The organism is Okeania sp. SIO3I5, from assembly GCF_010672085.1.
Classification (GTDB): Bacteria; Cyanobacteriota; Cyanobacteriia; order Cyanobacteriales; family Microcoleaceae; genus Trichodesmium.
In genome coordinates, this window is record NZ_JAAHHT010000003.1 from 1 (window position 1) to 22737 (window position 22737).

The following is a 22737-nucleotide window of genomic DNA, read 5'->3' on the forward strand; positions in this document are numbered from 1 at the left end:
GCGAATTTTCTGACTACTGCCTATGGAGAAATAGCAGTTTCATTTTCTGAAGCACTCGTCTCGGTAGGTTCGTTGCGAATTTTCTGACTACTGCCTATGGAGAAATAGCAGTTTCATTTTCTGAAGCACTCGACTCGGACGGTTCGTTGCGAAATTTTTGACTATTGCTGCTCGGGAAATAGTAGTTTCATTTTCTGAAGCACTCGACTCGGTAGGTTCGTTGCGAATTTCTGATTATTGCGTATAGGGAAATAGTAGTTTCATTTTCTGAAGCACTCGACTCGGACGGTTCGTTGCGAAATTTCTGACTATTGCGTATAGGGAAATAGCAGTTTCATTTTTTGAAGCACTCGCCTCGGTAGGTTCGTTGCGAATTTTTGACTATTGCGTATAGGGAAATAGTAGTTTCATTTTTTGAAGCACTCGCCTCGGACGGTTCGTTGCGAAATTTCTGACTATTACGTATCGGGAAATAGTAGTTTCATTTTCTGAAGCACTCGCCTCGGACGGTTCGTTGCGAAATTTCTGACTATTGCTTATCGGGAAATAGCAGTTTCATTTTCTGAAGCACTCGACTCGGACGGTTCGTTGCGAAATTTCTGACTATTGCTTATCGGGAAATAGCCGTTTCATTTTCTGAAGCACTCGCTCGGATGGTTCGTTGCAAATTTCTGACTATTGCCTATGGAGAAATAGCCGTTTCATTTTCTGAAGCACTCGACTCGGTAGGTTCGTTGCGAAATTTCTGACTATTGCTTATCGGGAAATAGCCGTTTCATTTTCTGAAGCACTCGCTCGGATGGTTCGTTGCGAATTTCTGACTATTGCCTATGGAGAAATAGCAGTTTCATTTTCTGAAGCACTCGTCTCGGTAGGTTCGTTGCGAATTTTCTGACTACTGCCTATGGAGAAATAGCAGTTTCATTTTCTGAAGCACTCGTCTCGGTAGGTTCGTTGCGAATTTTCTGACTACTGCCTATGGAGAAATAGCAGTTTCATTTTCTGAAGCCCTCGTCTCGGTAGGTTCGTTGCGAATTTTCTGACTACTGCCTATGGAGAAATAGCAGTTTCATTTTCTGAAGCACTCGACTCGGACGGTTCGTTGCGAATTTTTGACTATTGCTTATAGGGAAATAGTAGTTTCATTTTCTGAAGCACTCGTCTCGGTAGGTTCGTTGCGAAATTTCTGATTATTGCGTATAGGGAAATAGCAGTTTCATTTTCTGAAGCACTCGACTCGGATGGTTCGTTGGGAAATTTTCGACTATTGCCTCTAGTAAATAGGAGCTTCAGGGAATGAAAAATTCCACATCAGAGGTGAGTGGCGAAATTTCTGATTATTGCTGCTCGGGAAATAGCAGTTTCATTTTCTGAAGCACTCGACTCGGATGGTTCGTTGCGAATTTTTGACTATTGCTTATAGGGAAATAGTAGTTTCATTTTCTGAAGCACTCGCCTTGGTAGGTTCGTTGCAAATTTCTGATTATTGCGTATAGGGAAATAGCAGTTTCATTTTCTGAAGCACTCGACTCGGAAGGTTCGTTGCGAATTTTTGACTATTGCTTATAGGGAAATAGTAGTTTCATTTTTTCAAGCACTTGCCTCGGACGGTTCGTTGCGAAATTTCTGATTATTGCGTATAGGGAAATAGCAGTTTCATTTTCTGAAGCACTCGACTCGGATGGTTCGTTGGGAAATTCTGACTATTGCGTATCGGGAAATAGTAGTTTCATTTTCTGAAGCACTCGCCTCGGTAGGTTCGTTGCAAATTTCTGATTATTGCGTATAGGGAAATAGCAGTTTCATTTTCTGAAGCACTCGACTCGGAAGGTTCGTTGCGAATTTTCTGACTATTACCTATAGGGAAATAGCAGCTTCACAAAATGAAGCACTCCGCTTTTGAACTATATATCTATATATATAGATGTAGTAGCAACAAAGGAATAAAAAATATAGCAATCCGCGCTTATGTTGTGAAAAATAAAAAAGTAGATAAAACTCTTGAAACTCCTACTTCTTCTCTATTCCCTATTCCCTAAAAGCAACGAATTTTTTGACACGAATATGCGGAGGATTGCTATATCAACCTTTTTCTTAATGCGATACACAGCATCACCTATTTAATATTTCTGTCAGAAGAACTTATTTAAAAATACCTTTAGCTTTTGACTTACCGGTAATAGTTGAACTAGCGATCGCCTTGTTAGCTGAAAAAACAAAGATAAAAGCTACAAAGATGTAAAATCAAATTCCCAATTTCTGTCTAATTCGAGTAACAAAAATATCAACCTCTGGCAAATTCATTTTCATTACTATCAAACCAAAGATACCCAACCCCGAAAAACTTGCTAAACCAAGTTCCAATAACTGCACAAAAAATCCCTCAGTTCCCAACACTAACTGAGAACCCCAAAGCACACTCCAACAAACAAAACCAGTTGCCAAAGTTCCAACAATTAAACCAGCAAAAATTATCAACCATTCTCCCCAAGGCAAACCCCCTAATTTTCTATCTAATAATAAGAGAAAAATTATCATTGAAATTAAATTTACTCCCACAGTTGCCAATACCAAACCAGGAGCGCCAAAAGCATTAATTAACAAATAATCTAACAGAACATTCAGAAAAATATTAAAGACACTAACTTTAAAAGGAGTTTCTCCATCTCCCAAAGCATAAAAAACTCTGACTAAAACATCCCTTCCTAAATAAACAAACATTCCTACTGCATAAGCCATCAATACAGAAGCGACAAATTTTGAAGCCGATAAATCAAAAGCATAACGTTCATAAACTACTCTCACAATAGGCAAAGCTAACGTCACCATAATTGCACTTAAAGGCAACATTGTAATTCCTGTTAATACCAAAGCTTGCCGAATTCGATATTTTAAATCTTGCCAATTTTCCGGTGCAGCTAATCGAGAAAAGATTGGTAAAAATGGAACTAAAATTACATTAGAAATAATTCCCAAAGGAGTCTGTACTAATAAACCAGAATAACCCAAGGAAGCAGCAGCTTGGGGAATATAAGAAGCAAAAAATAAATCTGTATAAACATTAATATGTAACATTCCAGAAGATAAAGTTGCAGGTATCATTACTTTGGTAATTTCTTGTACTCCTGGGTGTCGAAAATTAAATCTTAAACGTAATTTTCCTAAACCTGCTCGCCACAATGCGGGAACTTGAATTAACCATTGTAATATTGCTCCGATAAGGGTGCCCCAGGCTAGAATTAAGCCTCCCATCATGGCATATTCTGATTGAATAATTTTTTCTCCTAATCGTAAGACTAAGATAAAAATTCCTCCTAATAAAGCCACACTAGAAAATAACGGACTAATAGAAGGCAACCAATACATATCCGCAGCATTAAGGGCACCAAAACCAATACCTATTAATCCTGCTAATAAAGCCATGGGAGCCATAATTTGAAATTGTTGAATGGCAATTTCTCGAATTTCTAAACCTGTTGGAGTTTTGCTTAAACCTGGTGCTACTAAATCAATTAAAGGATCAGCAAAAAAAATCAGACTTACTGTTACTAATAAGAGGACTCCACCAATTAATGTGGTAATGGTTTCTATTAGTGGTGCTGCTTCTGATTTGTCTCGCTTTGCTAAGACGCTGACTATAGCGCTATGAAATGGTCCGTTAATTCCTCCTAATAGGACTAATAAAAAGCCAGGGATAACATAAGCATAATTATAAGCGTCCACTGCTGCACCTACTCCGAAGGCTGCGGCGATCGCCTGTTGACGTACCAGGCCAAATATTTTACTTATTAATGTGGCTATTGCTACGATACCTGCTATTCCGGCAAGAGAGCGAGAAGTTTTTTGTGATTCTGATTCAGACACGAGTACAATATAATAATGTTGTTTAAATAAGTTTAATCATGATTCAGTATTCAGGGATAGGGAACCGGATATTAGTTTTTTTTATCTATTTCAATTTAGGATTTAACTAGGTATAATAAACGTTGTAAATAAATATAGTCTTATGTATTCAAAGAATGTCAAATATCTTAGTTAATTTGTACAAAAGAGCTACTAAATATTTGACAAAGTTTAATAACTATCAATCATTATTTTTCATGGTATAATCGACGTTGGCTGAAAATTAAAGGCTAAATAACCATAATTAAAGATTCATAAATTCTCAAATCCTAATATAATTTTAACTCCTTGATTTATGAGATTAGTTGAGAGACATATTATTCAACCGAAACATCGGTTTTATGTTGAAATTGACCGACTGTGTTTTTTGTCGAAGAATCTCTATAACTATGCTAATTATTTAGTTCGTCAGTCTTGGATATTTGAAAAGACAAATATATCCTATTATGACCTACAAAAAACACTCTCTACTCAATCAGATTATCAAGCAATCTGAGCTAAAGTATCTCAACAAATATTGATGATTTTAGATAAAAATTGGAAGAATTTTTTAGCAGCAAACGAAGTTTATAAACATAACCAATTAAAGTTTAAATCTCGTCCTCGTCTGACTAGATATAAAAATAAAATAACAGGAATAAATATTGTAGTTTATACCACACAAGCCATCAGCAAGAGGCAATTAAAAAAAGGAATTATTAATCCGAGTAAAACTGGGATTTATCTCAAAACTTTTGAAATTATGACTGCTGTACGGGCGAACTGTCGTTAGCCCCTACGCCAAAATATTACAACTTAAATAGGATTGCTATATGTCAAATAAAAATAGCTTAATAGAGAGTATCTCTAGTGTGTTTATTATTGCTTATAAAGAAGATACAACAATTCTGGAAAAAATTTTACAGGAAAAAGGTTTTAATTATGAACTTATGAGGCAAAAACATCAGCCAGAATATAAAAGTTATTCTCCCAGTTATCTGACTCTTCTAAATCATAAGAATGCTTGGATAAAAGCAAGTGAACAAGAGAAACCAAGTCTAATTATTGAAGCTGATTTTGTTCCTGTTATAAATTTTGGTTCATTACCTTTACCATTTAATTTGGAAAATCATAATGTGGGTATAGCTTGGCTTTACACTTGCGCTCCTCAAATCTATACTGTTTCTGATGAGAATTATGCTCAAGGTTTTTCAACTTCTGCGGTAGCTTATATTCTTACACCAGGAGCTGCTCTTCAGTTAATTGAATTAGAAAATGAGGTTCGTCTGAATTCTGGAACTGATAATTATTCAACATGGGATTCTACTATTGATGAATTTTTAAGAAGTAGAAATTTCCAAAATTTTGTTCCTTTTCGGAATTATGGGGAACATGGAGGTTTACCTAATTTAGAACATTCCCGCTTTGGTTTAAGTAAAGTTCATCGAGCTGATATTCTTTACGATAAATTAGCTTTTATGCCAATTTATGCTGGCGTAGATAAATTTCAAATCTGGAGATTATTTGGAGAAAGATTCCAGGCAAGATTAAAAGGTATATTACGTTTACTTGTTGGCAAGTATTTACGATTAGCAATTGTCAGGAATTCTAGTTTTCCTCTCAGGCTAATTCGCTTTGCAATTTTACGACAATTATCTTTGAGAATTTAGAATTTAGAATTTTAGAATTAGAGCAGATTCCCTATTCCCTAAATATATGCACCTCATAAAAACAGAAAGCGCTGTAACTGCAAAAGTTATAGCTAAAATTTTATTTCTTCCTAACTATAAACCAGAGAATCAGGTTGAAAAAGGTAACTTATATGCTTCTGAATTAGAAAAATAATAGCTGAATATTCTGCCAGTTTAACCAAGAATAATAACTTTAAATTTTTTTGTGTGTCATCCTCAAGCTAGTATTAATGTTTTTATTCTGATTAATTTTTGTGTTATCTGAAACTTATTGACTTAAAATCCATAAGATTTGTTCTCAAATAATTATGAATAATCCACCAAAATTTTCTTATAAATATCCCACTCTTGAACCAGGAATTTTAATTAAACGTTATAAAAGATTTCTGGCAGATATAGAGTTAAAGTCTGGAGAAATTATTACTGCTCACTGCCCAAATACAGGTCCGATGACTGGAGTTTCTACTCCAGGAAGTAATGTGATGGTTTCTCATAGTAATAATCCAAAACGTAAGTTAGCTTATACTTGGGAATTAATTGAAGTAACCGATAATGAACCGACTTGGGTGGGCATTAATACAGCTTTACCAAATCGAATTATTAAATTAGCTTTGGCAGAATATTTGTTTCCTGAATTGGGAGATTATCAGGAAATTAAAACGGAAGTTGTTTATGGGAAAGAAAGGAAAAGTCGGGTAGATTTTAAGTTAATTAGTGAGACTCAAAATATTTATCTTGAGGTGAAGAATACTACTTGGTCAGATCGACGAGTTGCTTTATTTCCAGATACGGTTACAGAGAGGGGGCAAAAACATTTACGGGAATTAATAGAGGTAGTTGAACAAGGAGGAAGGGCGGTATGTTTATTTTTTATAAATCGTGGTGATTGTTATCAGTTTGCCCCTGGAGATGTTGCCGACCCTGATTATGGTAAACTTTTGAGAGAAGCTGTTACAAAAGGAGTAGAAATTTTGCCTTGTAGATTTACAGTTACTCCCCAAGAAATTCACTATTTGGGTATAGCAGAATTTATTATTAGGGAGTAGGGAGTAGGGGAGTCGGAAAGTAGTAAAAACAAGAATAATTAACACGCTTCTAGCTGATAATTATCAAAAAGCTTATTCTAGCTGTGTTAATTAATCAAGGAAATGCTGATTTTTTACCTTACTTAAAATTTGAGGAATTAATTCTGCTAAAAGCTTTTTCTCTGGGTGCATCTCATATTTGCTTTGCAAAAATACTTTTTCCTCCATACCTGTTCCCAGTTAAGTGTTCCCTAAAGGCGATAATTTTTTGGCTTTCTTCTTGCATTGAGATGCACCCTTTTTTCTAAACTTCTACTTCTGATAAAGATACTATTGCTTGTGCCCACTTAAAATATTTAAGATTAGCAAAATCTCCAACTGTTTTTACTCCAAATGCTTGCTCTAGTAAAACCGCATCTGATTGAGATATTCCTTTAATTGCCCAAACAGGAGCATCGACAATTTCTTTGATAGGTTTGTCTGCGTATTCCTTAATTATTGCTTTTTCTATATTCATAGTTTTTGGTTTTTGCTTTTAGTTGAACAATTTAGATTTTAACTTAAAATGGATCATAACTTCCTATGCAAAATTAATTACACATCCTGTTGACTTTCTTTTCTCAGTTAAGTGTTAAGTTTTTCCTCTCTCAACTAGGAAATTCCTAAAATGCAAACTACTTATTGTTACTTCATAAGAACATTAGTCTAACAACTGATAATTCAAAATAGTTTATAGTATTTTCAAATTATCTATAAATCTAGACCGTATTTGTTTCTAATAAAAAACGCACTTATTGAGTCATAATTATATTTTTTTCACTATTTAATTAATGCTGTTTTTAATTCTTTTCTATTGCCTATTTCCCAAAACCTACATACCTTTTTAAGAGAACTTAAGTTTCCGTATATCAAATAAAAACGCTATAGTAAAACTAACATACACAAAAGAAAAACAAATGCTAAGATTATCTCGGAAAATCGCTCTAGGAATCACAATACTTTTACTCACACTTACCAGTGGATGTTCTCTACTTCTCAAACCTTCTCCGAAAGTTCATATCACTTTAGGCAACCCAAGTAATGCCACAACTTCTATCGAAAATTCAGATAATTATTTAATGGAAAAACCCCAGTATGTATTGTCATATAACCGAAATAAAGGAACAGCAAATTGGGTGAGTTGGCAACTCAATAAATCTTGGTTAGGAAATGTAGAAAGACAGGATGATTTTCGCCCAGATGAGACTTTACCTGAAGACTGGTATCATGTTAGACCAAGTAATTATCGAAATAGTGGTTATGATCGAGGACATTTAATTCCTTCAGCAGATCGGACTGCTAATGAAAAAGATAATTCAGCTACATTTTTAATGACAAATATCATTCCTCAAAGTCCTGATAATAATCGGGAAACTTGGCGCGAGTTAGAGCAATATTCTCGCGAACTTGTAGAGGCAGGAAATGAACTTTATATTATTGCTGGAGGGTATAGAAAAAAAGGAAATATTGCTGATGGTAAGGTAACTATTCCCAGTCGGACATGGAAAATTATAGTAGTTTTAAAACCAGGTAGTGGTGTGAGAGGAGTTAATAAAAATACTAGAGTTATTGCAGTGGATATGCCTAATTCTAATCGGATTAGAAGTGACTGGAAAGCTTACCGAGTTTCTGTAGATAAAATTGAATCTGCTACTGGTTATGATTTTCTTTCAAAAGTTCCAAAAGAAATTCAAGATGCGATTGAAAGTCGAGTTGATAATGGATAATTGATAATTGATAATTAGGAGATATATTTTAGGGGAAAATCAAGGTTTAAAGCCTCTCTTTTAAAGGATAAAAAATAAAAAAATTTCCTTTTTAACCAATCCTCTTATTTTTAAGAATAGGTAATTATTAATTATTTAAAATGCTTCCTATTTTGATGAGGTACAATAACCAAAATTTTGACAGGGTAAATATTTTTTGCTTATTTTCCATCTCCCTATCTCCCTATCTATCGAAAACCGTCAATATATGTATCTCATAACTTCGGAAACTGCTGTATTATTCATTATTCATTATTCATTATCAATTATCCATTATTTTAGGTCTCAATAGAAACTGTAGCTAGACCGGCATAATCTCCAGCATCAGTCTTACCAATTATATAAACATCAATTTCAATTTCACCCACTTTATAGACTTTTAAATCGTTTAAATATTGCTTCATTATCCTGACAAGTTCCTGATATCTATTCACGGTATCAGCTTCTTCTGAATTATGCCAATCTTGATGAGTAACTGCATTTTTAAAAAAGGTATCAAATTCCATAACTTTAACTGGAGTATCCAAAGAATGTTTAGTAATTTTCAAAACCACTTCATTATCCAGTAAAATTTTTTCACCAAATTCCCAAATTAAAGCTTCAAAAGGATAATCTGATTCACTCATCCATAGTAAACCTTTTGCCGCTTCATGTAATTGCTCAAAAATTTCTAAATTAGTTAGAGTCATCTTATATAAATTTAAAATTAATCAACAACTTGATCTTTAATTTTAGCATTTATTTCCTCCTACTCCCTACTCCCTATTTTAAAGAATAACTTATGGATATTTCCCAACTTCCTTCTGCCTTATTCCTTCTTGTTTCTTTTTTCCTCAATAAACTATTAGACATCTCCAATAATAAAAAATCAAATAAATTATTGTGCAAAAATCATCAATTATTTCCTCCTACTCCCTTTGGTCACAAGTAAAACCAACTATACTATGTTGAAATAAAATATTTCCATTAGCATCTAAAGAAAAACCACCAAACTGCATATCACTATTTGCTCGCAATAAAAATTCTAATAAATCAGACTTTAATTCAGCACCAATAACCACAGTAGAACGAGTATTAATAATACTATCCTCTCCCCAAGGATAAATTCTCACTTCTACCCAAGCAGAACCCAAAAATATACTAAACCCTGGTTCATCAAGTTTTTCCCAAGGATAATCACTAAATAATTCTTTCATCCATCCATCAACTTTTTGATAACATTCTGCTTGAGCTGGTGTTTGAAATTCCATATTTATCATCTCCCCAACAAAAGTTATTTAGAAACCTTATATTCCTTGAACATAATTATACTAACTCTCAATAACTACCTGTTAACTAGCTATCAACTTTTAGCATTCAGCTATCAACTTTTTATATCTGTAAAATTTAGCTTTCAAAACTGCCAAAATCAAGCAATATTAATAGTTAACCTTTCTCCTTCTGTTTTCTGCTTTTAACTATATAGTAATCCTAAATAGATTGTGAAAAGTTTTGTGACAGTTAATTTCAACTGAAAGCCTTTGAAATTATGACTTCTGACTCCTAACTCCTGACTCCTAACTACCACCAAAAAATTACAACTGGAATAGGATTGCTATAGGTTGTCTAAAATACAATTGTAAACTACCAAGAGGAGCGATCGCTTATGGCAATGACCATGGTTGAAAAAATCCTGGCCAAAGCATCAGGAAAATCTACCGTTACCCCAGGAGAAAATATTTGGGTCAATGTAGACGTATTAATGACCCATGATGTTTGTGGTCCTGGTACTATTGGTATTTTCAAACGAGAATTTGGCGAAAATGCTAAAGTTTGGGACAAAGAAAAAATCGTCCTCATTCCAGACCACTATATTTTCACTGCCGACGAACGGGCAAACCGCAACGTAGATATTTTGCGAGACTTTGCCCAAGAACAAAATATCAAATACTTCTACGACATTATTGACCGTTCAAATTTTAAAGCAAACCCAGACTACAAAGGAGTTTGTCATGTTGCCCTCGCTCAAGAAGGTCATACTCGTCCTGGAGAAGTATTATTTGGCACCGACTCCCACACTTGTAATGCGGGAGCTTTTGGAGAATTTGCCACAGGTATCGGTAATACAGATGCTGCCTTTATTACAGGTACAGGCAAATTATTGGTAAAAGTTCCAGCAACTATGCGGTTTGTCTTGAATGGTGAAATGCCAGATTATTTATTGGCAAAAGATTTGATATTACAAATTATTGGAGATATTTCTGTTGCCGGTGCTACCTACAGAACAATGGAATTTGCTGGTGAAACTGTCGGACAAATGACAATGGAAGAACGGATGACTCTCTGTAATATGGTTATTGAGGCGGGGGGTAAAAATGGAGTCATCGCTCCGGATGAGACTACCTTTGAATATTTGCGGGGGAGAACCGATAAACCATTTGAGTCTTTTTATACTGATGAAAATGCCACGTTTTATAGCGACAGTTCTTACGATGTGACAAAACTAGAACCTGTAGTAGCTAAACCTCATTCTCCAGATAATAAAGAACTTGCTCGTAACTGTCAGGATGTTAAAATTGACCGAGTTTATATAGGTTCTTGTACAGGTGGAAAAACTTCTGACTTTCTTCATGCAGCAAAACTTATTAAAGGTCATAAAGTGAAAGTTCCGACTTATTTAGTACCAGCAACTCAGAAAGTTTATGAGGATTTATTTACTGTCAAACATGATGGTCAAACTCTCTCAGAAATATTTTTAGATGCTGGTTGTATTGAACCTGCAGCTCCATCTTGCGCTGCTTGTTTAGGCGGACCAAAAGATACATTTGGGCGATTAAATCAACCAGAAATTTGTGTTTCTACAACTAATCGTAATTTTCCTGGTCGGATGGGGAATAAACAAGCACAAGTTTATTTAGCTTCTCCCTACACAGCAGCAGCTTCAGCACTGACTGGATATGTGACAGATCCACGAGAATTTATTTAGATTTACTGGTAGTTTATTAACTAAGAATTCAGGAGTCAGAATTTAATTTTATCTGTAGGATGTAGATTAGTATATTGCTTGAAAATTTCTACCAAATCTTATATTTAATGGTATTTGATTAGTGGAAAATTCAGCAGATACAGTCTTAATTAATTCTGCCTCCTGACTACTCTATTTTTCTAAAAAATTACAACAGTTTACTGAGAGAAACTTTAAGGTTAATTGATTTGTTATGAATATATTAGGAGAGTAGGGTCATTTCAGTTATCAGTTATCAGTTAACCTCCGACTGAAGTCGGAGGCTTGAAATATGGAAATAGAGTTTCTTCTGGAACTGGATTTATGGTTGAAGGATTATTAGTGACAAATTATCATGTTGCTTATACTCCTCCCATTGATTCTGTTGTTGTCATTAGAACCATATATTTATAACTCTGTTGAACTATCTAAAGAGGGCTTTTCTATGACAAACTATGATTTCTTAAAAAGAACAAAAACAGCTTCTGATAAAGAAGGTTGTGATTATATAGTCCTTGATATACCTGAATTATCAAAACAAAAACTTTACAACTTTGAACTATCTAATTATTCAGACTTAGGAAAGCGAATTGGAGATGATATTTTTTTTCTCGGATATCCATTTTAAAAATTTAACCTTTTCTGTCATTCGGGAATAATATCGTCTTTTTATAAAAGTAAAAATATCGATGTTATTCAAGTTGATACAAGTGTAAACCATAGTAATTAAGGAGGTCTGTTAATCGATCTAGAGACAGGAAAAGTTATTGGTATTTTTAATAGAAAAGCAACTGGTCTAACTTAAGGGTTTAAATATTTTCGCTCTATTCTAAAAAGAAATATTGAAATTTTCTCTGAAAGTCAATACAGAATATTCATACAAAATATCGAGCCTACTGAAGCTTTTATAGAAAGTCAAAGTCAAATGTTAGAAATGACTTACAAGCTTGAAAGGTCTGCAAATGTTGGAATTGGTTATGCTTTTTCTGTAAAAGAACTAATAAATGACTACTTTTTTGATAAATTCTAGAGAAATAAATAATATTGACTAGGGCAACCCCTAGCAAATTATTTTTCTAAAGTTTCAAAACTGTAACGTTGGAGTTTCCCTCACGCAGAGATTCCAAATGGAAATTAGAGCTAGACCTCACCACAGAAATATCTAAAATCTAAAAACTCAAACGTTGGAGTTTTTCTCACGCATAGATTCCAAATGGAAATTAGAGCTAGACCTCACCACAGAAATATCTAAAATCTAAAAACTCAAACGTTGGAGTTTCTCTCACGCATAGATTCCAAATGGAAATTAGAGCTAGACCTCACCACAGAAATATCTAAAATCTAAAAACTCAAACGTTGGAGTTTCTCTCAAATATAGATTCCAGATCGATACTTGAGCGATCGCTACATATATAGCGTTTCTCAAGTTACTGAGGTACAGTTATTTTTGTTCTTTTCTAACCTTTTGAATTTTGAATTTTGAATTTTGAATTTTTAGATATTATTCCCCACCTTTAACTCCTCCATTAACCCAAGATTCATCACAACGTTGGAGATAAAATTGTACAGCTTTGTCTTCTGGGTTGGTTTGTAAAATTTCCCTCATTATTTGTTGAACCGTAGCCAACTTTTGTTGATAAAAAAGTAAAACTGCCTCTTCAAATTTAGCTTTAGTTTGTTGTTTTAATTCTTTTTGTTCTTCTGGATCTCCATCAAAAATTTCAAACACTCCAACCGGTTCTTTCTTCCCTTTCACTTTGACTCTATCCAGAAAACGATAATTATATTTATCTGCTTCTTCTAGCTCCAATAAAGTATTTTGACTAATTAAAATATCTACCCCATATAACTTAGTTAAACTTTCTAAGCGAGAGCCTAAATTAACAGCATCACTAATCACCGTACTATCAATTCTTCTCTTTCCTCCCACAGTTCCCAACATCAAATCCCCTGTATTAATACCAATACCAATTTTAATTTGTTCTTGAGATAATTCTTGACGCTCCCGATTAAAATCTGCCAAATTTTTCAACATATTAATTGCTGCCTGAACTGCATCATCTGCTTTTCTAGCAAAAAGAGCCATAATAGCATCACCAATATACTTATCAATAAACCCTTCATTATCTAAAATAGCAGGTTCCATGTGACATAAATAAGCATTAATAAACTGAAAATTTTCTTCTGGAGTCATACTTTCGCTTAAAGTTGTAAAAGAACGAATATCAGAGAACAAAATAGACATTTTTTGCTGAACATGATCTCCCAACTTTACATCCACAATACTCTCACGTTTTAAGAAGTACAAAAAATTATGGGGAACAAAACGAGCATAAGCACAATTTATTTTACTAAGACGAATATGAATTTTTATTCTGGCAAGTAATTCTGGTTTAGAAAAAGGTTTGATTAAATAATCGTTTGCTCCACAGAGAAAACCTTCTACCAAATCAGAAATTAATGGTTTTGCCGTTAACATGATAATAGGTAATTCACTATGTAAATATTTTTCCCGTAGTTTTTTTGTTACTTCATAACCAGTCATATGAGGCATCATTACATCAAGTAAAATTAAATCTGGCATCAAGCCATTTGCAATTATTTCTAATGCTTCAATTCCATTATTAGCTTGAGTAATAGCATAATTTTGCAAAACCAAATGATTTCTAACAACTTGTAAATTAACTGGTTCATCATCCACAATTAAAATTGTAAAATCTCCCCTTTCTGCTGCTAAGTTTTCTATAACAATCTCTTGATTTTCTACTTCTAATCCTCTCATGAATGGTATTGATAAAGATGATGAAACTTGTGAAAAAGTAACTACTTGATTTTGAGAAATTGGGAGAGTAAATTTAAACTGAGAACCCACACCTACTTCTGATGAAACATATAGAGAACCTCCATGTAATTCGACTAATTGTTTAGTAATAGCTAAACCCAAACCAGTACCACCATATTCTCTAGAAGTAGAGCCATCTGCTTGTTCAAATGATTCAAAAATTCGATCTAATTTATCTGATGGAATACCAATACCTGTATCAGTAACAGTAATCTCTAATAGAGAAATTTCATCACTAGAATTTTCTAGTTGATTTTCCAATACTTTAGCCGATACTTCTACCTTACCTGACTCAGTAAACTTAATTGCATTACCGACTAAATTATAAAAAATTTGCTGAAGTCGATTTTCATCAGCATCAACAAAAGGTGTATCGTAACCAATAGAATTAATTAGTTGTAAAGACTTTCTACCAATCATAGAATCAGAAAAAGTAATCACTATTTCTACTACTTCTCTAACCCCGACAGGTTTTAATTGCAATTCAAGATTGCGATGTTTAAGTTTAGAAAAATCAAGAATATCGTTAATTAAAGTTGACAACCTTCTGCCAGAAGTAACAACCATAAAAAGGTTAGTTTTTACCTGGGAAGATAATTCTCCTGCTGCCCCATCTATTAATGATTCTGTAATACCAATAATTCCGTTCAAAGGAGTACGAAGTTCGTGAGATGTATTAGCTAAAAACTCATCTTTTAATTGATTTAAACGTTCTAGTTGTTGATTCTTAGCGGTCAAGATATCAAAAGAACTTCGTAACTGAAAAGCCATAGAATTAAAAGCTTTAGCAAGTACCCCTACTTCATCATCGCGATTAAGTTCAATTTTCTGATTAAATTCTCCTTCAGATAATGCTGTAGCTGCATTTTTTAGTGTCAAAATAGGTTGCACAACCCAACGAGATGTTAATACACCAATTCCCGTTGCTAAAACTAATGCCAATAGACAAAGTAGAATTGTAATTTGAGTTTGTTTATAAATGCTATCCAGAAAATCTGTCTCTGGAATTACTACTACTATTAACCAGTCTAAACCATACTTATCTTGGAAAGGTTTGATATTAATAAACTGCCGTTCACCATCAATCTCAAATTGCAGATTTTGTCGAGCATTAATTGATTGATTTAAGTCAAATTCTGTAGTTAAATATTTAGCTGTAGCTTGAGTCAAATAGTTCTGGCTTTTAATAGCTTGAACTCTCTCAGCTCCGTATGCTTTATTTAAAGTCCGAAAAGGCTTTTCTCCTGTAGAAGTTGCCACCAACATTCCCGATCGCTCAAGAATAAAAATTTGTCCGGTTTTACCAATTTTTAGACTTCCTAAAAAATCGCCAATTTGTGAAAGATTAATATTAGTTAGTAATACACCCTGCAACTTTCCCTGCTCGTTATAAAAAGGCATAGATGCACCAAGATAAGCAGTCAGACCAGCAGTGTTAGGATAAATCTCACTCCAAGTAGATCGACCACTAGCTACAGCAACTTTATACCAAGGTCGAGTACGTGGGTCGAATTTAATACCACTTAATAATTCAACTCGCTCACCAAATTGATTTGTAGAATAAGTTTCAAAAATAAAATTACTTTCTTGAGTTGAAACTCTAAGATGAAGAGTATTTTTGTCAAATCTTTCCGCTCCCAAATTAACCTTATTTTCTAATCCTAATCCTGTAAAACCAAGAACATCAAATATTTGTAGTTGTTGCCAAAAATAACTTTCTAATTGAGGAATATTTTCTAAATCTAATTGACCATTACGAATAAAAGTAGCATTAATTTGATTAACCTGATGAGGAACACGAAGGTACGCTTCTAAATTTTGTTCAACCCTAATAACTTGTTCCTTCAAAAGTTGACTAACTACATCATTAACAGCTCTTTGACCATTTTTCACAGAAATATATCCCACTAAACTTACCACCCCAAAAATTTGCACCACAAACGGCACTATCAGAGTGATACTAAGAGGAACTTTTCCAGAAATTTGAGCAACTAATTTACTCAGATATTTTAAAGCCATAAAGCTTACTTCAGTTATCAGTTATCAGTTATCAGTTATTCGTTATTAGTTATCAGTTATCAGTTATTAGTACCTCCTCTTGATAATGGATAATGAAAAGTATAGCAATCCTAAAGGTTGTAACAATTCAAAAACTAGAAATAAACTCCGAAACTCTTATACCATTGCTTACACATTCTTGCTATATTTGATTGGATGGAGAACTGGGGGGAGAGATTAAAAGTAGGAAAAATCTATACTAACTGACTAAATAATTGTCAAAAAAAGACTTTAAATCTTAGTAACTATTTAGGTGTTGAAGGATAGCGTTAATGCTTGGTAATTGGTATTACCTAGTGATACTAATAGGAACTTTTCCAAAAATTTGAGCAACTAATTTACTCAGATATTTTAAAACCATAAAGCTTACTTCAGTTATCAGTTATCAGTTATCAGTTATTAGTTATTAGTACCTCCTCTTGATAATGGATAATGAAAAGTATAGCAATACTAAGTAGGTCATAACAATTCAAAAACTAGAAATAAACTCCGAAACTCTTATACCATTTCTCAGGCATTCTTGCTATATTTGATTAGATGAAGAAGTGTGTGGAGTGTGGAAGGTGGGGGAAGAGATTGAAAGTAGGAAAAATTCATACTAACCGACTAATAATTGTCAAAAAAAGACTTTAAATCTTAGTAACTATTTAGATGTTGAACTATAACTGAAGGATAGCTTTAATGCCTGGTAATTGGTATTACCTAGTAATACTAAGAGGAACTTTTCCAAAAATTTGAGCAACTAATTTACTCAGATATTTTAAAGCCATAAAGCTTATTTCAGTTATCAGTTATCAGTTATCAGTTGTTAGTACCTCCTATTGATAATGGATAATGAAAAGTATAGCAATCCTAAGTAGGTCATAACAATTCAAAAACTAGAAATAAACTCCGAAACTCTTATACCATTTCTCAGGCATTCTTGCTATATTTGATTGGATGGAAAAGTGTGGGGAGTGTGGAAGGTGGGGGAAGAGATTAAAAGTAGGAAAAATTCATACTAACCGACTAATAATTGTCAAAAAAAGACTTTAAATCTTAGTAACTATTTAGATGTTGAACTATAACTGAAGGATAGCTTTAATGCCTGGTAATTGGTATTACCTAGTAATACTAAGAGGAACTTTTCCAAAAAGAGGAACTTTTCCAAAAATTTGAGCAACTAATTTACTCAGATATTTTAAAGCCATAAAGCTTATTTCAGTTATCAGTTATCAGTTATCAGTTGTTAGTACCTCCTATTGATAATGGATAATGAAAAGTATAGCAATCCTAAGTAGATCGTAACAATTCAAAAACTAGAAATAAACTCCGAAACTCTTATACCATTTCTCAGGCATTCTTCCTATATTTGATTGGATGGAAAAGTGTGGGGAGTATGGAAGGTGGGGGCAGAGATTAAAAGTATGAATTTTTCCTACTAACTGACTAATAATTGTCAAAAAAAGACTTTAAATCTTAGTAACTATTTAGGTGTTGAAGTATAACTGAAGGATAACGTTAATGCCTGGTAATTGATATTACCAATTGCACATTGCCTCCAAACCTAGTTCCCAAATAGTAGCAAGATTTTTGACACGAATATGCGGAGGATTGCTATAGCAATCCTAAATAGGCCGTAACAATTCAAAAACTAGAAATAAACTGTGAAACTCTTATCAATTGCAAATTGCCTCTCAACCTATTCCCAAAAAGCAGTAAGATTTTTGATATGAATATGCGGAGGATTGCTATATATCTCTAATTATAAACTTCTAATTATAAATTATTAAAAGAATGCTTGCATTATTAATTGTTAATTATTGCTCTGCTGATTAAATATCAAAGCATTTACAGATAAAGGTTTGAGCTTTTTTAGGTCTATAAAAAGTACAAGGTTTCCGTTCTAAAGAGCTGCATAAAGTTAGAATTTTAGGTTGACTATGGCAGAAAAATCAACGGATAATTCTTCCTCCTGCCTTCTCTAAATTCCCCATTCCTCCTGTACGGGCGAACGGCCGTTCGCCCCTACTAATCCTAACTCCTACCCTCACCCATAAGACTTTTTCAGCAAACCCTAATTAAAGAATTCTTGCATTATTAATTATTAATTATTAATTATTCATTACTGAATCCAAGTCTCAGACTTCAGACTGAGGTAATACGTGAATTTTTAATTAATAATTTTGAATTGTTTTGACCAATTTTTCCAGGGATTTTTCGATAAATTAGAATTAGAATATCTCTTATCGTGAGAAACTTCCTCCCCTATCCAATCAGGTAATTCAACTTTTTGATTCTCATCATTAAGTTCAACTTCAGCCACAATTAAACCTTGATTCTCCCCTGCAAATTCATCAACCTCCCAAATAAATTCACCATGATAAACCTTATACCTAACCTTTTCAATTAAAGGAGAACCACATAAACTATTTAACATCTCTTGAGCATCTTCAACCGGAATTTCATACTCATATTCCGCTCTAGAATTACCAAAACTAGGTCCTTTAATAGTTAAATAACCTTTATCACCTGCCACTCTCGCCCTTAATGTTATACCATCTTCCGTAGACATATAACCTTGACGATATACTTGTCCAACAGCTTGATTTCGCCATCCATTGCCTTTAACTAAAAACTTGCGTTCTATCTCTATTGCCATTTCAATACTTCAGAAATCTTGAGAATTAATATTTTAGTTAGGAAAAAATTGGTTAGGAGATAGACTAATTATTAATCTTAAACAGCGGAAATATTTTTCTAACTGTTCCCTATTCCCTGTTCCCTATTCCCTCTACTTCTTAATGATTATAATTATAATGGGAGTTTCTGGTTCTGGTAAATCTACAATTGGAGAATTACTAGCAAAATCTCTAGATTGGTATTTTTTTGATGCAGACTCTTTTCATCCCCAAACTAATATCAAAAAAATGAGCAATGGAATTCCTTTAAATGATGCTGATCGAATTCCTTGGTTAGAAAAAATACGAAACGCAATTGATGAATGTTTAGCTGATAATAAAAATGTCGTATTAGCTTGTTCTGCTCTTAAACAAACTTATCGTCATTGCCTGGTAAAAAATACAAAAAATGTCAAAATAGTTTATTTAAAAGGGTCTTTTGATTTGTTTGCCCAAAGACTAAAAGCTAGAAAAAATCACTTTATGAAACTTGAGATGCTCCAGAGTCAATTTGATATTCTTGAGGAACCAAAACAAGCAATAATAGTAGATGCTGGAAAATCTCCAGAAGAGATTGTCAATTATATTAGTCAAAAATTGTGCATATTTATCTGTTAATGCTTTAGCCTTTGTATTTGCTAAAAAAGTGCAAGTTTTTTGCTACCCATTTAAGCATTCAGCTATTAGCTGTCAGCTTTTCTAAGGGAATGCTATGCAAACAGCAATAAAAGCTCAACCTTAAGGAAAAGGTTTAAATAAATATCGACTTGAAAACTGACTTCTATAGTAAGATTTAATTCTCAATAATAAAACTTTTATCAGCAAAACTAAAAGCAATAGCTGATAGCTTATAGCTGACTGCTGAATGCTTACCGAAAAATTTTGCTTTAAACCCTCCCCTTGGATAGGGGATAATAAATAAACATTTTCATGATTAGTCAATCCTATCAGTTTCAAGGAGAGGTAATTATTCATTATTCATTATTCATTGTTGAACTACCCATAGCTGCAAAATGTGATAATTTAGAGCAGAGAAAGAAAGAAAAATCAAGGTAAAATTATTCCGACTATCTCCTCTATAATTCCTATTTCTCCTAACTCTGTACAGAAATTACAGGCAACGTCTCTATCTACTCCCTGAAAGGAATTTTTCAGCCAACCCTAATTAAACATTTAATACCTCACCCCAAACTCTTATCGGTTCACCAAAAACATATACTACTTTTGCATTGCGTTTTTTGATAGTTCCCCCACCTTCTGACTTTAACCATGCTTCAGCCTCTTCTAATGTCCAAAAATGCCTAGCACGATGGTTATAAGCATCTAGTTTTTTATTTTGAGCAAAATATGGTTTTTTCTTAGCCACTATAACGACCCTCTTAGTATTTTATATTGTTATATAGCGTTTCACGGAAGTCAAAATTTAGGCATGGAGTGCCTAATTCTGAAGGAAATTCAGAATGTAAGACCCAAATCTGACTATCAAAAGTTAAAAGTAAGATTTTAAAATCTCAAAACTTTGACTATACAATAATCTCAGGAAATTATTTCACATTTAAAGTTGTAAACTATTTGTGACATCTTTAAAGTTATTTCTTATACTTATTATTTATGGAAACTCTGCTCTAAATTTTCTGCTAAGTTTACAAATAAACTCGTAAGCTTTCAGCTATTAGCTATCAGCTATCAGCAATAAAAATGAATGAAGTAAGAATTAGCTTAACTATCTACTACATTTTCAACTAGACAATTGAAGCACAAGAACCAGGAGTTTGAGTTTTCAACCCATATAATTAAATCTAATCAAGCTGATAGCTGACTGCTGACTGCTGAATACTTAAATAAACTCTTAATTAGAGCTGTTTCATTCTAAAAATAAAGACCACTCCAGCAATCAAAAAAACTACTTTAATACCCATATTTTCGAGACTAAACTTAGAGAATGAAACAGCCCAGATAGTTAACCAAGAAAACGACCTGCCATTCCCATTACATCAGCAATATCAACATCTCCATCCCCATCAGCATCCAAAAAGCTATTTAAAACATTATTAGATGCTTGATCAGAGTTTTGGTCATTACCAGTTTTTAATAAATTGAGAATTACAGGAACTAAAGTAGGTAGTAAATTCTGAATTTGTGAGATATCAAAACCTGTTTTTTCCGATATACTTTGAACAATATCAGTAATTTGACTAGAGGAAAATAGAGAAGCAACCGCTAGGGGGTTAGGAGTTGTACCTGCAAATTGATTGATAAATTCTTGAACTCCTGTACTACCTGACTCCTCTCGCTTTTGTTGCAAAGCTGAACGTACATGACCCCCCAAAATTGACATAGCAGCTTGAGTTGCCCCGGCATCTCCTCCTAGATTACCGCTTAATTGCTGCACTGTGCCAAGAATATTACCCAACTGACTATTACTACCCTCTTGATTAGGATTATTAATAGCGCCCACAATTTGATCGAAAAGTCCCATATCTTTAAACTATAATTAACTGTTGTAAGTTGTTAACAAAAAGTTCAGAGTATTTTAGCCTCACAGAACCCTTATCTATTCTGCATTTTACGATTTGACATCCTCCCCGACTGTTAGGTGCGGGGATTCCTACTGAGCCTTCGCTCTTCAATGGGTTGATGTTTCTTATGGTGCTGCTACCTTGACGGTAGTCCTACACTTCTCTCCATGTCGTGATATATCTCGGATTGGCCACCCGCGACAAAAATACTATAACTTATATCTTCATTGCTCAATCAATCAAAAAGTCGCCCTGGAAGGGCGAAGCTTTAGACCCAATTTTTCGGTAAATAGATACCTAAAAAAGTTTCTACTTCCTCAGCAGTAGGTTGAGCCGTAATTGCCCCTAATTTAGTAGCAGTTAACGCTCCCACAGCACTAGCATAAGTAACAATTTGCTTTGCTACCCCTGGTTGCTGTAAACGGCGAATACCATATTGGCGTAATTGATGTATAAAACCTGCCACAAACCCATCTCCTGCACCAGTCGTATCTACTACATCCACAGAAAAAGCAGGTACATTTCCTTCATTTTCTGATAAGTAATAAGCACAGCCTTGGTGACCTGCTGTTACTAATGTACCTTCTACCGAATCTAATCTGTAAGTAATTGCACCAGGGTCGGTAGAATTAAATAGCCATTCAGCTTCTTCTACAGAAAGCTTGACAAAATCCACTCTTTTTAGTAAGGAATGTATAAGTGGCTTGGCATCATCAGGATTAGGCCAAAATGAAGGACGCCAATTAACGTCTACCATAATCTTAAGATGATATTGGTCAGCCAAATCAAGAGCTTGATAAATAGTTTGTCTAGTTTCGGGGTAAGCTAGTCCTAGAGTTCCTAAAATTAAAAATTCACCATTCAAAAATAGAGATTTTGGCAAAAGTTCAGCTTTGAGGTGGGTATCAGCAAAGTCTGTTGTTGGATGTTCTCCAAAACCAGCAAATTCACGCTCCCCAGTTGTGGAACGTAAAACATAGACCTTTCGTGTTGGTGCATAAGGATGTCCCTGAATACCTAAAGTATCTACCCCTATCTCCTGTAAAAGTTGTAGCAGTTTCTTACCTTCTGTATCCTCACCTACAGAGCTAATCAAGGCGGCCGTTGTACCCAACTTGACTAAACCACAGGCAACATTAGCAGGTGCGCCACCAGGATAGCTTGTCCAAGAATCAACTTGATTTAAAGTTTTCTCAGGTTGGTCTGCTAGACAATCAAATAAAATTTCACCAAGGCAAATAGCATAGGGATGGGTCATATTGATTTAAGTAT

General features: G+C 33.9%; 17 protein-coding genes. 8 read left to right on the forward strand and 9 right to left on the reverse strand.

Annotated elements, in window-relative coordinates; genetic code table 11:
• Positions 1-2244: 2244 nt before the first annotated feature.
• Positions 2245-3864, reverse strand: coding sequence for a murein biosynthesis integral membrane protein MurJ (gene murJ, locus F6K40_RS01010; RefSeq protein ID WP_293130125.1), 1620 nt, complete (start codon positions 3862-3864; stop codon positions 2245-2247).
• Between the two features lie 334 nt (positions 3865-4198).
• Between murJ and F6K40_RS01015 the strand changes: the two genes are divergently transcribed.
• From F6K40_RS01015 to sfsA, 4 genes are all read left to right on the forward strand, one after another.
• A complete protein-coding gene (locus F6K40_RS01015; RefSeq protein WP_293130128.1) occupies positions 4199-4399 on the forward strand; it encodes a hypothetical protein in 201 nt (66 codons plus the stop codon).
• A gap of 21 nt (positions 4400-4420) precedes the next feature.
• Positions 4421-4675, forward strand: coding sequence for a hypothetical protein (locus tag F6K40_RS01020; RefSeq protein WP_293130131.1), 255 nt, complete (start codon positions 4421-4423; stop codon positions 4673-4675).
• Positions 4676-4715: 40 nt separating this feature from the next.
• A complete protein-coding gene (locus F6K40_RS01025; RefSeq protein WP_293130133.1) occupies positions 4716-5552 on the forward strand; it encodes an LPS biosynthesis glycosyltransferase in 837 nt (278 codons plus the stop codon).
• A gap of 329 nt (positions 5553-5881) precedes the next feature.
• A complete protein-coding gene (gene sfsA, locus F6K40_RS01030) occupies positions 5882-6619 on the forward strand; it encodes a DNA/RNA nuclease SfsA (protein WP_293130136.1) in 738 nt (245 codons plus the stop codon).
• A 283-nt stretch (positions 6620-6902) separates the two neighbouring features.
• Here sfsA and F6K40_RS01035 read toward each other — a convergent pair whose 3' ends face one another.
• Positions 6903-7115, reverse strand: coding sequence for a hypothetical protein (locus F6K40_RS01035; protein WP_293130139.1), 213 nt, complete (start codon positions 7113-7115; stop codon positions 6903-6905).
• A 439-nt stretch (positions 7116-7554) separates the two neighbouring features.
• Here F6K40_RS01035 and F6K40_RS01040 point away from each other — a divergent pair, with 439 nt between their 5' ends.
• A complete protein-coding gene (locus F6K40_RS01040) occupies positions 7555-8364 on the forward strand; it encodes a DNA/RNA non-specific endonuclease (protein ID WP_293130142.1) in 810 nt (269 codons plus the stop codon).
• 317 nt (positions 8365-8681) lie between these two features.
• On the opposite strand, the gene F6K40_RS01045 is transcribed toward F6K40_RS01040, so the two are convergent.
• Both F6K40_RS01045 and F6K40_RS01050 read right to left on the reverse strand, forming a co-directional pair.
• Positions 8682-9092 carry a nuclease A inhibitor family protein gene (locus tag F6K40_RS01045; protein ID WP_293130145.1) on the reverse strand — a complete coding sequence of 137 codons (411 nt, stop codon included), beginning with the start codon at positions 9090-9092 and terminating at the stop codon, positions 8682-8684.
• A gap of 219 nt (positions 9093-9311) precedes the next feature.
• Positions 9312-9653 (reverse strand): type III secretion system chaperone family protein, encoded by a 342-nt coding sequence (locus tag F6K40_RS01050; RefSeq protein WP_293130148.1) that lies wholly within the window; start codon positions 9651-9653, stop codon positions 9312-9314.
• Positions 9654-10048: 395 nt separating this feature from the next.
• Here F6K40_RS01050 and F6K40_RS01055 point away from each other — a divergent pair, with 395 nt between their 5' ends.
• The gene (locus F6K40_RS01055; RefSeq protein WP_293130151.1) at positions 10049-11368 is read left to right on the forward strand and encodes a 3-isopropylmalate dehydratase large subunit; all 1320 of its coding nucleotides are present in this window, start codon (positions 10049-10051) and stop codon (positions 11366-11368) included.
• Between the two features lie 406 nt (positions 11369-11774).
• Positions 11775-12014 (forward strand): hypothetical protein, encoded by a 240-nt coding sequence (locus tag F6K40_RS01060; RefSeq protein WP_293130154.1) that lies wholly within the window; start codon positions 11775-11777, stop codon positions 12012-12014.
• Between the two features lie 873 nt (positions 12015-12887).
• Here F6K40_RS01060 and F6K40_RS01065 read toward each other — a convergent pair.
• Both F6K40_RS01065 and F6K40_RS01070 read right to left on the reverse strand, forming a co-directional pair.
• Positions 12888-16247: an ATP-binding protein gene (locus F6K40_RS01065; protein WP_293130157.1), complete on the reverse strand. Its 3360-nt coding sequence runs from the start codon at positions 16245-16247 to the stop codon at positions 12888-12890.
• Between the two features lie 2191 nt (positions 16248-18438).
• On the reverse strand, positions 18439-18927 hold the full coding sequence (locus F6K40_RS01070) for a CYTH domain-containing protein (protein ID WP_293130160.1): 489 nt from the start codon (positions 18925-18927) through the stop codon (positions 18439-18441).
• Between the two features lie 142 nt (positions 18928-19069).
• Here F6K40_RS01070 and F6K40_RS01075 point away from each other — a divergent pair, with 142 nt between their 5' ends.
• Positions 19070-19564, forward strand: coding sequence for a gluconokinase (locus F6K40_RS01075; RefSeq protein WP_293130162.1), 495 nt, complete (start codon positions 19070-19072; stop codon positions 19562-19564).
• Between the two features lie 547 nt (positions 19565-20111).
• Here the strand turns inward: F6K40_RS01075 and F6K40_RS01080 are convergent.
• The 3 genes from F6K40_RS01080 to F6K40_RS01090 form a co-directional block, all read right to left on the reverse strand.
• A complete protein-coding gene (locus tag F6K40_RS01080; protein ID WP_293130164.1) occupies positions 20112-20312 on the reverse strand; it encodes a hypothetical protein in 201 nt (66 codons plus the stop codon).
• 594 nt (positions 20313-20906) lie between these two features.
• On the reverse strand, positions 20907-21425 hold the full coding sequence (locus F6K40_RS01085) for a DUF937 domain-containing protein (protein WP_293130167.1): 519 nt from the start codon (positions 21423-21425) through the stop codon (positions 20907-20909).
• Positions 21426-21733: 308 nt separating this feature from the next.
• A complete protein-coding gene (locus tag F6K40_RS01090) occupies positions 21734-22723 on the reverse strand; it encodes a carbohydrate kinase family protein (RefSeq protein WP_293130170.1) in 990 nt (329 codons plus the stop codon).
• Between the last annotated feature and the right edge of the window lie 14 nt (positions 22724-22737).

Bases quoted from the DNA above. Each gene is read 5' to 3' on its own strand.
- F6K40_RS01050 (WP_293130148.1), bottom strand. From the start codon at position 9,653: ATGGAATTTCAAACACCAGCTCAAGCAGAATGTTATCAAAAAGTTGAT.
- F6K40_RS01045 (WP_293130145.1), bottom strand. From the start codon at position 9,092: ATGACTCTAACTAATTTAGAAATTTTTGAGCAATTACATGAAGCGGCA.
- F6K40_RS01090 (WP_293130170.1), bottom strand. From the start codon at position 22,723: ATGACCCATCCCTATGCTATTTGCCTTGGTGAAATTTTATTTGATTGT.
- F6K40_RS01040 (WP_293130142.1), top strand. From the start codon at position 7,555: ATGCTAAGATTATCTCGGAAAATCGCTCTAGGAATCACAATACTTTTA.
- sfsA (WP_293130136.1), top strand. From the start codon at position 5,882: ATGAATAATCCACCAAAATTTTCTTATAAATATCCCACTCTTGAACCA.
- F6K40_RS01070 (WP_293130160.1), bottom strand. From the start codon at position 18,927: ATGGCAATAGAGATAGAACGCAAGTTTTTAGTTAAAGGCAATGGATGG.
- F6K40_RS01085 (WP_293130167.1), bottom strand. From the start codon at position 21,425: ATGGGACTTTTCGATCAAATTGTGGGCGCTATTAATAATCCTAATCAA.
- F6K40_RS01035 (WP_293130139.1), bottom strand. From the start codon at position 7,115: ATGAATATAGAAAAAGCAATAATTAAGGAATACGCAGACAAACCTATC.
- F6K40_RS01015 (WP_293130128.1), top strand. From the start codon at position 4,199: ATGAGATTAGTTGAGAGACATATTATTCAACCGAAACATCGGTTTTAT.
- F6K40_RS01055 (WP_293130151.1), top strand. From the start codon at position 10,049: ATGGCAATGACCATGGTTGAAAAAATCCTGGCCAAAGCATCAGGAAAA.
- F6K40_RS01065 (WP_293130157.1), bottom strand. From the start codon at position 16,247: ATGGCTTTAAAATATCTGAGTAAATTAGTTGCTCAAATTTCTGGAAAA.
- F6K40_RS01075 (WP_293130162.1), top strand. From the start codon at position 19,070: ATGATTATAATTATAATGGGAGTTTCTGGTTCTGGTAAATCTACAATT.
- F6K40_RS01025 (WP_293130133.1), top strand. From the start codon at position 4,716: ATGTCAAATAAAAATAGCTTAATAGAGAGTATCTCTAGTGTGTTTATT.